The organism is Paenibacillus sp. FSL L8-0436 (assembly GCF_038593025.1).
Classification (GTDB): domain Bacteria; phylum Bacillota; class Bacilli; order Paenibacillales; family Paenibacillaceae; genus Paenibacillus_AQ.
The window spans coordinates 725,124-737,734 of record NZ_CP151955.1; the positions used below are offsets into that span (position 1 = coordinate 725,124).

Annotated in this window: 11 protein-coding genes and 1 riboswitch; all 11 genes read left to right on the forward strand. The window is 55.2% G+C overall.

What is annotated here, in order from left to right; translation table 11 throughout:
- The first annotated feature begins 22 nt into the window (after window positions 1-22).
- The gene (locus NSS79_RS03380; protein WP_342438274.1) at window positions 23-1,231 is read left to right on the forward strand and encodes an MFS transporter; all 1,209 of its coding nucleotides are present in this window, start codon (window positions 23-25) and stop codon (window positions 1,229-1,231) included.
- A 116-nt stretch (window positions 1,232-1,347) separates the two neighbouring features.
- Entirely contained in the window at window positions 1,348-1,611 is a 264-nt protein-coding gene (locus NSS79_RS03385; protein ID WP_038585652.1) for a DUF1294 domain-containing protein, read from the forward strand.
- A gap of 52 nt (window positions 1,612-1,663) precedes the next feature.
- Window positions 1,664-2,098 carry a universal stress protein gene (locus NSS79_RS03390; protein ID WP_342438275.1) on the forward strand — a complete coding sequence of 145 codons (435 nt, stop codon included), beginning with the start codon at window positions 1,664-1,666 and terminating at the stop codon, window positions 2,096-2,098.
- 164 nt (window positions 2,099-2,262) lie between these two features.
- Window positions 2,263-2,364, forward strand: a riboswitch (purine riboswitch).
- 245 nt (window positions 2,365-2,609) lie between these two features.
- The gene (purE, locus tag NSS79_RS03395) at window positions 2,610-3,095 is read left to right on the forward strand and encodes a 5-(carboxyamino)imidazole ribonucleotide mutase (RefSeq protein ID WP_341089667.1); all 486 of its coding nucleotides are present in this window, start codon (window positions 2,610-2,612) and stop codon (window positions 3,093-3,095) included.
- Window positions 3,092-4,573 carry a 5-(carboxyamino)imidazole ribonucleotide synthase gene (locus NSS79_RS03400; RefSeq protein ID WP_342438276.1) on the forward strand — a complete coding sequence of 494 codons (1,482 nt, stop codon included), beginning with the start codon at window positions 3,092-3,094 and terminating at the stop codon, window positions 4,571-4,573. The genes purE and NSS79_RS03400 overlap by 4 nt, the downstream gene beginning before the upstream one ends.
- 6 nt (window positions 4,574-4,579) lie before the next feature.
- Entirely contained in the window at window positions 4,580-5,875 is a 1,296-nt protein-coding gene (gene purB, locus NSS79_RS03405; RefSeq protein ID WP_038585664.1) for an adenylosuccinate lyase, read from the forward strand.
- Between the two features lie 371 nt (window positions 5,876-6,246).
- The gene (locus NSS79_RS03410; RefSeq protein ID WP_038585666.1) at window positions 6,247-7,137 is read left to right on the forward strand and encodes a phosphoribosylaminoimidazolesuccinocarboxamide synthase; all 891 of its coding nucleotides are present in this window, start codon (window positions 6,247-6,249) and stop codon (window positions 7,135-7,137) included.
- A gap of 300 nt (window positions 7,138-7,437) precedes the next feature.
- Window positions 7,438-7,683: a phosphoribosylformylglycinamidine synthase subunit PurS gene (purS, locus tag NSS79_RS03415; RefSeq protein WP_019913657.1), complete on the forward strand. Its 246-nt coding sequence runs from the start codon at window positions 7,438-7,440 to the stop codon at window positions 7,681-7,683.
- A gap of 5 nt (window positions 7,684-7,688) precedes the next feature.
- A complete protein-coding gene (gene purQ / locus NSS79_RS03420; protein WP_038585669.1) occupies window positions 7,689-8,378 on the forward strand; it encodes a phosphoribosylformylglycinamidine synthase subunit PurQ in 690 nt (229 codons plus the stop codon).
- On the forward strand, window positions 8,356-10,602 hold the full coding sequence (gene purL / locus NSS79_RS03425) for a phosphoribosylformylglycinamidine synthase subunit PurL (RefSeq protein ID WP_342438277.1): 2,247 nt from the start codon (window positions 8,356-8,358) through the stop codon (window positions 10,600-10,602). The genes purQ and purL overlap by 23 nt, the downstream gene beginning before the upstream one ends.
- On the forward strand, window positions 10,587-12,083 hold the full coding sequence (purF, locus tag NSS79_RS03430; protein WP_342438278.1) for an amidophosphoribosyltransferase: 1,497 nt from the start codon (window positions 10,587-10,589) through the stop codon (window positions 12,081-12,083). The genes purL and purF overlap by 16 nt, the downstream gene beginning before the upstream one ends.
- Window positions 12,084-12,611: the final 528 nt, after the last annotated feature.

Here is a 12,611-nt window from a genome sequence, read left to right on the forward strand (position 1 = left end):
ATAAGCAGGTGGTAAAGTGACAATGCCTAAGCAAAAAGAAAAGGGGGCCCAGTCGGTAGAAGGTTCAAAGACCAGGGAAAGCAGCCGGTTCTTCTTCCTGGTCATCGTCTTTATGTTCTGGTTCTCTTCATATATTTATGTTCCGGTGCTCTCTCCCTACGTGGAGCATCTCGGAGCTTCGTATGTTATGGTCGGCTCAGTGCTGGGGATATACGGTCTGATGCAGATTCTGTTCCGGCTGCCGATCGGAATCGGCTCGGATTATTTGAACCGGCGGCGGCCGTTCATTTATCTGGGGCTGATCGCCAGCGGCGCAAGCTGCCTGCTGTTTATGGCGGGAGCGCATCCGGGCTGGGCACTGGCGGCTCGTGCCGTATCCGGAATAGCAGCCTCCGCCTGGGTAGTGTACTCGGTGATGTTTGCCGGCTATTTTCCGAAAGAGGGAGCGGGAAAAGCGATGGACATGCTGCAGTTCACCACGGTCATCGCCCAGTTGATGAGCATGATGATCAGCGGCTACATGGTGGAGCACTGGGGCTGGAATGCCCCGTTTGTTATCGGGGGGCTTGTGGCGATAGCGGCTCTGGTACTCGCCCTGCGTCTGCCGGAACAGCAGCAGAAGAAGCGGGAGAACGCGATCCAGCTTAAGGACCTTGCTGCGGTAATTAAAGAACCGCTGCTGGTCAAAGTCTCGCTGTTATCCGTGCTGGCTCACTGTGTGCTCTTTATTACAATGTTCGGCTATACTCCGAACCAGGCGCTGGACATCGGTGCAAGCAAGGAAAGCTTAGGCTGGCTGACTTTGGCATTCATGCTACCCCATGCCGTTGCGACGCTCTACGGTTCCCGTCTATTTGGCAGGCTGCTTGGCGACCGGGGGACACTGCTGCTGGGTTTTGCCGGAAGCGCGCTGTTCACGCTGCTGATTCCTTCAATGCCGACGCTTGCCGCCTTGTGTGCGACACAAATCGGGAACGGCTTTATGCAGGGACTTATTTTTCCGCTGCTGCTTGGCAAATCGGTATCGGGAGTGGCGCCCTTTAAACGGGCAACTGCGATGGGCTTCTATCAGGCGGTGTATGCGATCGGCATGTCAGGAGGGCCGTTTGTGGCGGGGTGGATGAGCTCTGCTTATGGCTTAAGCGGCGGATTCTGGCTGGGAGGGATCGCGGCAGCACTTGCTGCCGTATTATCCTGGGTATGGATTACGGATGCTGGCGCGTCCCGCTAAATAACAGGAAAACAAGGGCGCATGCGTGGCAGGTAATGTAAGGATTATTGGTTTTTTGCCGGAAAGGGTACTATAATATGAAGTAGATAGGATAAGAGGGAGGAGAGCCGGAAGGAATGGTCAAGGGTGTGTTGCTGTGGTTTGCACTAATTAATATTATCGGGTATGTGGTAATGTCCGAGGACAAGAACAAGGCACGCACAAGGCGGGAACGCGTACCTGAGAAGACGCTTTTTCTGCTGGCATTTATGGGCGGTGCGCTGGGTGTGCTGACTGCCATGTACCGCAAGCGCCACAAGACGCGGCATACTTCTTTCAGGATCGGAATTCCGCTGCTGTTGCTGCTTAATATCCTGCTGTATGGGTACTTTTTAAGGTAAGCTTTTTTGAATTACGTTATGGCTACACAAAACAGAAAAAGAGGTGGCGTACATGTTATTCTCAAAAATTTTGCTCGCCTATGACGGTTCCAAGGCATCCAATCAGGCATTGGAGCGTGCGATCGAGCTGGCTAAGGTAACTCCGGGTTCATCTCTTTACGTTGTACACGCATTTGAATTCCCGCGCTTTTTTATCGGGGAAGCTCTTGCGCCTCTACCTGCTTCTGTAAACAAAGATTACTATGATCTGGCGGTGCAGACCACAGAAGAAGTGAAGAGCCGGCTTGAAGCGGAAGGACTGAATGCTGCGGTGGAGCTGCTGCAAGGATCTCCTGCAGAAGTGATCTTGAATTATTCCAAGGAGCATGATGTGGATGTTATTGTAATCGGCAGCCGCGGACTTGGCGGAATACGTGAATTTGTTCTGGGCAGTGTAAGCCATAATGTGGTGCAGAGCGCCCGTATTCCGGTATTGGTCGTAAAATAATAGATTTTATTCCGGGAGGAGCACAAGGTGTTCCCCCCTTTTTCTTTAGTTTCCCTGCCCAATTAGCCAAGAACAGGAATTAGAAATTGGCAAAAAGCGAACGATTTAACGTGAAAATTTTACAATGTTCGTGTTTAAGTTGACATGAAGTGTAGGCCATTGTTAAACTGAACCTATGAAGAGCTCGTATAAAACCGGGGATAAGGCCCGGAAGTTTCTACCCGGCAACCGTAAATTCCCGGACTACGAGGAAATAGGATGACTAGAATGGCCATCAGAGCGCCCCGGGGTATTTGGGCAGTGCACTATGTGCTTGTCCCTGTATGCTCTGCCGAGGCGGAGACAGATGGGGTAGTCCCTCCTGATTCCTGCAGTAGTCTGGGTCCACCCGCAGCAGAATGCGTTTGGAATCCGGGCTTTTTTTTTCGGAATTATGGGAAACTTGCGGGAAATGGGACAAACTTAAAGCAGATAAGAGTATCTATATCGGGAACGGAAGGTAGGTTGAGTCATGTCTGTGCAAGTTGGGGTTATTATGGGCAGCAAATCCGACTGGGAAACGATGGAGCATACCTGTGCGGTGCTGGAAGAGCTGAGTGTACCTTATGAGAAAAAAGTGATTTCCGCACACCGCACACCGGATCTGATGTTCCGTTATGCGGAGGAAGCGGCGGGTCGCGGACTTCGCGTTATTATCGCCGGAGCAGGCGGCGCGGCGCATCTGCCGGGAATGGTGGCAGCGAAGACGGTATTGCCCGTTATAGGTGTTCCGGTACAGTCTAAGGCGCTTAACGGCCTGGACTCACTGCTCTCCATTGTGCAGATGCCGGGCGGCATTCCGGTGGCGACAGTAGCCATTGGCCGGGCCGGGGCCGTCAATGCAGGGCTGCTCGCGGCGCAGATCATCGGCGCGTTCGAGCCAGAGGTGCAGAGCCGGGTGCAGCAGCGGCGCGAAGCTACAGAGCGCGAAGTGCTGGAAAGCAGCGACACCTTATGAAACCGGAAGAGCTGAAGCCGGAAGGTTTGGAAGTGAGCACGGCGCGGGTCGGGAGACAGTCGCGGGGCGAAGCAGCGGATGGCCTGGACGTTCTGGCACAGCAGGGACAGGCTGAACAGCGGGTCGAAGAGAATGGCCTGGACGTCCTGGCACAGCAGGGACAGGCTGGACAGCTCGGCGAAGAGAATGGCCTGGAAGCTTCAGGTCAGGAGGCTGCGGTGTCCTACGTCGCCGCACCGGGTGGAGACAGGCCCCGGACGCTGCGCCCCGGTGCAACCATCGGCGTGCTGGGCGGCGGCCAGCTCGGGCGGATGATGGCGCTGGCCGGCAGCGCCATGGGTTACCGCTTCGTGGCGCTGGACCCGGCGCCGGATGCGCCCTGCGGGCAGGTGACGCCGCAGATTCACGCGGCGTACAACGACCGGGACGCGGCGCGGGAGCTGGCGCGCCGCTCGGACGTGATCACGTACGAGTTCGAGAACGTCGATGCGGGCGTGGCCGCGCTGCTGACGGCAGAGTCGTACGTGCCCCAGGGCAGCGCGCTGCTGTACACCACGCAGCACCGGCTGCGCGAGAAAGCGGCCATCGAGGCGGCAGGCGTGCCCGTTGCCCCGTACCGCAAGGTCGGCAGCCTGGCGGAGCTGAACGCCGCGGCCGCCGACCTGGGCCTGCCCTGTGTGCTGAAGACAGCCACAGGGGGGTATGACGGCAAGGGACAAGCCGTCATTCGCCGGCCGGAGGAGCTGGAAGCAGCCTTCCGGCAGGTCGCGCCGGGAACTGGCGGAGCGCATGAGGCGCCGCAAGCTGGCGGAACAGACAGCTCCACCCATTCCGCAGCCTCAGCCGGAAACGTTATGCCGGAGCTGGTGCTGGAGAAATTCGTTGCTTTTAGCTGCGAAATCTCCGTCATTGCTGCCCGCAGCGCATCCGGTGAGGTCAAAAGCTTTCCGCCTGCCGAGAACATTCATGTGAACAACATCCTGCATCAGTCGATTGTGCCTGCCCGTGTGCCGGAAGAGATTCAGCGGAGAGCCTGCGAGCTTGCTGAGCGGCTGGTGTCCGGACTGAATGCCGTCGGACTGCTGGCGGTGGAGATGTTCGTGACGGATGACGGAGAATTGTTCGTCAATGAACTGGCTCCGCGCCCGCATAATTCAGGGCATTACACGATGGACGCCTGCGTCACCTCACAGTTCGAGCAGCATGTCCGGGCGATCTGCAACTTGCCGCTCGGCGATACCTCGCTTTTGACTCCTGTAGTCATGGTGAATGTGCTTGGGCAGCATCTGGACGGGGCAGTGGAGCGGATTAGTGAGATGGACGAAGCAGCAAACCGGCTGGGGATTTCGCCCAAGCTTCATATATATGGCAAGACTGAGAGCAAGACCGGCCGCAAGATGGGCCATATCAACCTGCTCTGCAAGGAGACCGGAGACGGCCTGTCCTGGGTGGAGCAAACTAACCTTTGGAGGAACTGACAAGATATGATCGAACGATACAGCAGACCTGAGATGCGGGCCATTTGGACCGAAGAAAATAAATTCAATGCATGGCTCGAAGTGGAAATATGTGCATGCGAAGCCTGGGCGGAGCTGGGAGTTATTCCGCAGGAAGACGCCGCTAAGCTGCGCAAGGACGCCAAGTTTGATATTGAACGCATCAACGAGATTGAACTTGAAACCCGTCATGACGTGATCGCCTTTACCCGTGCGGTATCCGAAAGCCTTGGCGCGGAGCGAAAATGGGTGCATTACGGATTAACCTCCACGGATGTTGTTGATACGGCGCTGGGTTACCTGCTGCGCCAGGCGAACGAAATTCTGGAGCAGGACATCATTAACTTCATCGAAATTCTTAAGGATAAAGCGGTAGCTTACAAGGATACGCCGATGATGGGACGCACACATGGCGTTCACGCCGAGCCGACAACCTTTGGACTCAAGATGGCGCTGTGGTACGAGGAAATGAAACGCAACCTGGAGCGCTTCCGCCATGCTGCGAACGGCGTGCAGTTCGGTAAAATCTCCGGCGCGGTCGGCACTTATGCCAACATCGACCCGTTCGTGGAAGAGTTCGTCTGCCGCAAGCTGGGCACCAGCCCGGCACCGATCTCCACGCAGACCCTGCAGCGTGACCGCCATGCCGAATATATGGCTGCGCTGGCGCTGGTCGCCACTTCGCTGGACAAGTTCGCCACCGAGATCCGCGCGCTGCAAAAGAGTGAAATCCGCGAGGTGGAAGAGGCTTTTGCCAAAGGTCAAAAAGGCTCCTCCGCCATGCCGCATAAACGCAATCCGATCGGCTGCGAGAATATTTCCGGCCTGTCGCGCGTCATTCGCGGCCATATGGTTACTGCTTATGAGAATGTACCGCTGTGGCATGAACGCGACATCTCGCACTCTTCGGTGGAACGGATTATCCTGCCGGATGCGACTATGCTGCTCAACTATATGCTGAACCGTTTCGGCAACATCGTGAAGAACCTGACCGTGTTCCCGGAAAATATGAAGCGCAACATGAACCGGACCTTCGGCGTGCCGTTCTCCGGCCGTATCCTGACCAAGCTGATCGACAAGGGCTTCAGCCGCGAGCAGGCTTACGATACCGTTCAGCCTCGTGCGATGCAGGCTTGGGAAGAGCAAACCCAGTTCCGCGACATCGTCGAAGCCACACCTGAAATCACCGCCGTACTCAGCCCGGAAGAGATCGAAGATGCATTCAACCCTACATGGCACCTTAAGCATGTCGACACTATCTTCCGTAAGCTGGAGCTTATCTAATAAAAGGTAAGTTATTGGTGAACGAAGGAACGCAGCAATAAACTGGCGTGAAGTAGCAGGAAGAGCGGATTGTTCTGAGTCAAGCGTAACTGGAAGCTTGAAATTTAAAGTGCGGTGAAAGAGGAACGGAGAGGAATTTTGGAACTGGAGAAGCGTCAGCGTTCGCCTTTATGGTCAGATTTCTACCGCAGCTTGCGGTTAAATCAGAGAAATATGACCATAACAGCGATCGGAAGTCCAAACATTTCTTGCAGTGAATCTTATTTGCCGGACTGTTGTTGCAGGCTTTTAATTGGGCGGGTTATAATCCGCGCTTAGTGCTCTTTTAAGCAGAGTTAAGGCAAGATCATTTGTTCAAGGGAGGAAAGGTCATGACACACCCTGCCGTATCCACGGCTGTGGATCTCGTAAATGCACCGCTGCTCTATAAAGGAAAGGTTCGCGAATTGTATGACTTGGGGGAACAGACTCTGATTGTCGTTACGGACCGGATCTCCGCGTTCGACTATGTGCTTGATCCGGCGGTGCCGGAGAAAGGCAATGTGCTGAACCGGCTCAGCGCTTTCTGGTTTGGCAAGACGAAGGACCTGATGGAGAACCATGTCGTGCATATTGATGTGGACCAGCTGGGCGATATCGCACGCGACAGAGAGGCGCTCAAGAACCGGATCATGGTTGTCCGCAAAGCAGAGCGCATTGATATTGAATGTGTCGTGCGCGGCTGCATCACCGGCGGGGGCTGGCGGCAGTACCAGGAGACCGGGAAAGTTAACGGTATTGAACTACCCCAAGGCCTGCGTAAAAATGCCGTACTGGCCCAGCCGATTTTCACCCCTGCGGCTAAAAATGATGTAGGCCATGATGAGGATATCCCTTTTGAGCAGATGCAGGAGCTGATCGGTGCCGACCTGGCGCTTGAGCTGAAGGAGAAAAGCCTGAAGCTGTTCGCTTTTGCCAAAGAGTACTGTGAAGAGCGAGGTATCATCCTAGCGGACTGCAAGTTTGAGTTTGGTTTGCTGGACGGCAAGGTGATTCTGATCGACGAGATTTTCACCCCGGATGCTTCCCGCTTCTGGGCCAAAGATAAATACAGTCTGGATATTGAAATCGACAGCATGGACAAAGAACCTGTCCGGACGTATCTTGCCGCATCCTCCTGGGACAAGAACAGCACGCCGGACCCGCTGCCGCTTGAAGTCGTGGAAGAAACGAGCCGCCGTTATCTGGACATCTATCATCGCCTCACCGGCAAGTCTTTATAGTTTATTAACTTGGCCAGCTGTAGTGTATCCGCTAGTTGCATTCTCTGCAGTTATTTTGAGCAAAATCGCCGCGGGCTGCCTTTTAAATGTATCTGGTACAACTAAATCAGGCGAACAAGTCTGGAACTTCGGTTGTTTCAAAATATAGCTGTATGGAATGCAATTAAAGTGGGTTTTGCCCGAAACAAAAGGAATCTAGCTGTACAGAATGCAGTTATCTCAATATTAAACTCAGGTACATCCGTGTTCTTGTTGATTGCCCATTGAGGCCCATAAAATTTTAGGAGGAACTATAAGCGTATGTTAAAAGCGACAGTCTATGTCACCATCAAGAAAAGCGTGCTCGATCCCCAAGGTGTAGCCGTGCAAGGAGCATTGCATTCGGTAGGGTTCCAGGAAGTTGAAAGTCTGCGCATCGGCAAATATATGGAGCTTACCCTCGATACAGATAACCGCGCCGAAGCGGAAGGACGCCTCAAGGAAATGTGCGAAAAGCTGCTGGCCAACACGGTGATCGAGGATTACCGCTACGAATTGGAGGACTAAAAGTCATGAAATTTGCTGTACTCGTCTTTCCAGGCTCCAATTGCGACATTGACTGTTATAAGGCGGTAGAAGACAGCCTTGGCGAACCCGTGGATTATGTGTGGCATACTGCGACAGACCTGTCGGCGTATGACTGCATTCTGGTGCCAGGCGGCTTCTCTTATGGTGACTATCTGCGCTGCGGCGCGATTTCCCGGTTTGCTCCGGTGATGGCTGAAGTGGCCAAAGCTGCGGAGCAGGGCAAATTCGTGCTTGGCATCTGCAACGGGTTCCAGATTCTGACCGAAGCGGGACTTCTGCCGGGTGCGCTGCGCCGCAACATGTCGATGAAATTCCGCTGTCATGATACCGTGCTTAAGGTCGTTAATAACACAACCCCATTTACTGTTGATTATGCGAAGGATGAAGAGATTGTCATTCCGATCGCGCATGGCGAAGGTAATTATTACTGTGATGAAGAGACTTTGGCGTCGCTCAAAGCAAACAATCAGATCGTATTCACATATAGCGACAATCCGAACGGCTCGGTAGCCGATATTGCAGGCGTCAGCAACGCAGCGGGCAATGTGGTTGGCATGATGCCTCACCCGGAACGTGCAGCGAACAGTCTGCTGGGCTCGGAAGACGGCAAACGGATGTTTACATCTATACTCAAAACCTGGAGGGATCGTTATGACGCAGCAAGTATCCGTTAAGGAGCCGACCGCAGAGCAAATCGCGGAGCAGAAAATCTACAGTCAATTCGGCGTGTCGGACAGCGAATATGAACTGATCACGTCCTTCATGGGCCGCAAGCCCAACTATACAGAAATCGGCGTATTCAGTGTAATGTGGTCCGAGCACTGCGCCTACAAAAATTCCAAGCCGCTTCTTAGCCGGTTCCCGACCAGCGGACCGCGTGTCCTGATGGGACCGGGCGAAGGCGCCGGAATTGTCGATATCGGTGACAACCAGGCGGTTGTATTCAAAATCGAAAGCCACAACCATCCTTCGGCGGTAGAACCTTATCAAGGTGCGGCTACAGGCGTGGGCGGAATTATCCGCGATATTTTCTCCATGGGTGCTAGACCGGTAGCGCTGCTCAACTCCCTGCGTTTCGGGAAGCTTGAGAGCGACCGGGTAAAATATTTGTTCGAGCATGTCGTGTCCGGTATTGCAGGTTACGGCAACTGTATCGGCATTCCGACCGTGGGCGGCGAAATCATGTTCGACAACAGCTATGACGGCAATCCGCTGGTCAATGCGATGTGTGTCGGCCTGATCGACCATGATAAAATCCAGCGCGGTGTCGCCAAAGGTGTAGGCAATCCCGTATTCTACGTAGGTCCGCCTACAGGGCGTGATGGTATTCACGGGGCGACGTTTGCCTCCGTGGAGCTGAGCGAGGAGTCGGAAGCCAAGAAGACAGCAGTGCAGGTTGGAGATCCGTTTATGGAGAAGCTGGTGATGGAATCCTGTCTGGAGCTGATCGACAGCGGCATCGTGCTTGGCATTCAGGATATGGGCGCGGCAGGCCTGACCTGCTCCAGCGCAGAAATGGCCAGCAAAGCGGGCAATGGCCTGGAGCTGTATCTGGATCAGGTACCGCAGCGTGAAGAAGGCATGACCCCTTACGAGATGATGCTGTCGGAATCACAGGAACGGATGCTGTTTGTGGTGGAGCCTAAGGATGAGGCGCAGGCACAGGAGATTTTTGACCGCTGGGGCGTCATTTGCCGCAAAGTAGGCAAGGTAACCGATGACGGCCGCCTGAAGCTGTTCCATCACGGTGAGGTTGTCGGCGATATGCCGGTAACGGCTCTCGTAGATGAATGTCCAATCTACAACAAACCATCCGCAGTTCCTGCTTATTATGAAGAGAATGCATCAGTCGATACCCTGCGTTATGCAGAGGTTACCGATCTGGGCGGCGCGCTGCGCACGGTACTCGCGTCCCCTACCGTAGCAAGCAAAGCATGGGTGTACAACCAATATGACTATATGGTTCGCACCAGCACAGCGGTTCGTCCCGGTTCCGATGCGGCAGTGGTTACGATTCACGGCACACGCAAAGGCCTGGCAATGACTACGGACTGCAATGGCCGTTATGTCTATCTGGATCCTGAAGTCGGTGGCCGGATTGCAGTCAGCGAAGCGGCGCGCAACATTGTCTGCTCCGGGGCTAAACCGCTGGCAATTACAGATAACCTGAACTTTGGCAGTCCCGAGAAGCCGGAGATTTTCTGGCAGATGGAACGTGCGGTAGACGGCATGGCTGAAGCCTGCCGTGTGCTCGATACGCCGGTTATCGGCGGAAATGTCAGCCTGTACAACGAAAATGCCTCCGGAGCGATCTATCCCACACCGGTTGTCGGTATGGTGGGTCTCGTGGAAGATACCGATCACATTACCACTCAAGCCTTCAAGCAAGAGGGCGACGCCATTCTGCTGCTTGGGGTGACTAAGGCTGAGCTTGGCGGCAGCGAGTTCCAATATGCTGTACATGGCCTGACGGAAGGCCGTCCGCCGGCACTGGATCTGGCTACTGAACAAAAGCTGCTGGATGCTGTGCTTGGCACGATCCGCGGCGGTCTGGTCCGCTCGGCGCATGACCTTTCCGAAGGCGGTCTTGCCGCTGCACTGGCAGAGAGCTGCATCAGCGGCGGTATTGGCGCTAACGTAGAGCTGTCCGCGAACGGGCTGCGGCCCGACGTGGCCTTGTTCAGCGAGAGCCAATCCCGTATCGTACTGACTGCTGCTCCTGATCGTGCGGAAGAGCTGAAAGCAGCAGTTGCCGCTTACGGCGTGCCGGTGGAAATCATCGGAACCGTTGGCGGGGACAGACTACGCCTGGCCCTAGACGGTACGGCTGCATTGGATGAAGCTGTAACGGAATTAAAAACCATTTGGGAGGATGCTATTCCATGTCTTATGAACTAAAGACCGGGAAAGAGCAGGCGGCTCCAATCCTGTGGACCGGCGATTTTTACAACGAAGGAACAGGCTCGGGAGATATTTTTGACACGTTAAAAGAAGAATGCGGCGTATTCGGGGTCTTCGGACACCCGGAAGCGGCCTCCATGTCTTATTATGGACTGCATGCGCTGCAGCACCGGGGAGAGGAAAGCGCGGGTATCTGCGTGGCAGACGGACGCGACTTCCACTATCACCGCGGCATGGGCCTCGTTAAGGAAGTATTCGATAAAGATAAAATTGCTTCACTGATTGGTGACATGTCCATCGGCCATGTGCGTTATTCCACCAGCGGCGACAGCCGGCTGGCCAATGCGCAGCCGCTGGTCTTCAAATACCGTGACGGCGATCTGGCCATTGCCACCAACGGCAATATTGTCAACGAACCGCTCATCCGCAAGCAGCTGGAGCAAGGCGGCTCTATTTTCCAGACTACAAGCGATACTGAGGTACTGGCGCATCTGATCGCACGTTCGCAGAAGGATTTTGTCGAAGCCACGAAAGATGCCCTGCAGCAGCTGGTTGGCGGTTTCGCCTTCCTGCTGATGACTAACGACAAGCTGATCGTCGCATCGGATCCGCACGGACTTCGTCCGCTCGTCATGGGCCAGCTCGGTGAAGCCTATGTCTTCGCTTCAGAGTCCTGTGCGCTTGAAGTTATCGGTGCCAAGCTGGTGCGTGATATTGAGCCGGGTGAATTGCTCGTGCTTGATAAGGACGGCTTCCGGGAAGACCGTTTCGCTGAGCCGAAGCGCAAGGCGCTTTGTGCCATGGAATATATCTATTTTGCCCGGCCGGACAGTGACCTGAACGGCTCGAACCTGCACTCCGCCCGCAAGCGGATGGGCAGCCGGATGGCGCTTGAAGCTTTTGTGGATGCGGACATTGTAACCGGCGTACCGGATTCCAGTATCTCCGCAGCCATCGGCTTTGCCGAGCAAACGGGTATCCCTTATGAGCTGGGACTGATCAAGAACAAATACACTGGCCGGACGTTCATCCAGCCGAGCCAGGAGCTTCGTGAGCAAGGCGTGAAGATGAAGCTGAGCGCCGTGCGCCGCGTCGTTGAAGGCCAGCGCGTCGTCATGATCGACGATTCCATCGTGCGCGGTACCACCTCGCGCCGGATCGTGAACCTGCTGCGCGAGGCCGGAGCGCTTGAAGTGCATGTGCGGATTACCTCGCCGCCCTTCAAGAACCCATGCTTCTACGGCATTGATACACCTGATCGGCGTGAACTCATCGCCTCCTACAAGAGTATTCAGGAAATGTGCGAGGAGATCAACGCCGATTCCCTGGCCTTTCTTTCACCGGAAGGGCTGATCCAATCCATCGGCGGCTATAATAGCGATGATTACAAAGGCGGGCTGTGTCTGTCCTGCTTCGATAACGATTACCCGACGCAGGTGGATTTCGGCGGGGAAGAAAAGGACGGGTGCAGTTGCTGACGCCCATCCCCCTATAGTCGAGTGGCCCATCCCCCTAAGTCCCCCTTGCGAAGGGGGATTCCGAAGGGCTCTGCCCTCCGGCCACCCGAAAGTTTGGCGGTAGGAGTTTGCTTTTAACTTGCTAAGAAGGCTGGGGTGCGGGTGCCCGCTTTGTCCCTGTGTGCTGCGCACGGCCGGGACACGCTCTACGGCGCTCCGTGCCCTGGCGGCATGCTGCCTCGCCGGGCTAAAAGCTCAAGAACCCATCCTGTTTGCTGCGCAAAATCGGGGGTTCTCTCGCTCAAGGCGCGCCCGGCTTCGCCCCGCGCGCCAAAGACAAAGCTCTTAAAGCTCACCCTTGTTTGCTGCGCAAATGCAGGGAACGCTTTTCTCGCTGAGGAGGCGCTTGTCTTTGCCAAGCGCCGAGGTGCTGCTGCTGTGCAAGGCGCGTACAGCGGCTTGCGGCTGGGTTTGCCCCGGGTGGTTCGGAAGCCATGGAGAGGAATTTTGGAACTGTAGGAGCGATAGCATTCGCCTGAAAGCTTTCCG

Excerpts from the sequence above, each read along its gene's own strand:
- NSS79_RS03410 (WP_038585666.1), top strand. The coding sequence starts at position 6,247 with ATGACACACCCTGCCGTATCCACGGCTGTGGATCTCGTAAATGCACCG.
- NSS79_RS03390 (WP_342438275.1), top strand. The coding sequence starts at position 1,664 with ATGTTATTCTCAAAAATTTTGCTCGCCTATGACGGTTCCAAGGCATCC.
- NSS79_RS03400 (WP_342438276.1), top strand. The coding sequence starts at position 3,092 with ATGAAACCGGAAGAGCTGAAGCCGGAAGGTTTGGAAGTGAGCACGGCG.
- purS (WP_019913657.1), top strand. The coding sequence starts at position 7,438 with ATGTTAAAAGCGACAGTCTATGTCACCATCAAGAAAAGCGTGCTCGAT.
- purL (WP_342438277.1), top strand. The coding sequence starts at position 8,356 with ATGACGCAGCAAGTATCCGTTAAGGAGCCGACCGCAGAGCAAATCGCG.
- purB (WP_038585664.1), top strand. The coding sequence starts at position 4,580 with ATGATCGAACGATACAGCAGACCTGAGATGCGGGCCATTTGGACCGAA.
- purF (WP_342438278.1), top strand. The coding sequence starts at position 10,587 with ATGTCTTATGAACTAAAGACCGGGAAAGAGCAGGCGGCTCCAATCCTG.
- NSS79_RS03380 (WP_342438274.1), top strand. The coding sequence starts at position 23 with ATGCCTAAGCAAAAAGAAAAGGGGGCCCAGTCGGTAGAAGGTTCAAAG.
- NSS79_RS03385 (WP_038585652.1), top strand. The coding sequence starts at position 1,348 with ATGGTCAAGGGTGTGTTGCTGTGGTTTGCACTAATTAATATTATCGGG.
- purQ (WP_038585669.1), top strand. The coding sequence starts at position 7,689 with ATGAAATTTGCTGTACTCGTCTTTCCAGGCTCCAATTGCGACATTGAC.
- purE (WP_341089667.1), top strand. The coding sequence starts at position 2,610 with ATGTCTGTGCAAGTTGGGGTTATTATGGGCAGCAAATCCGACTGGGAA.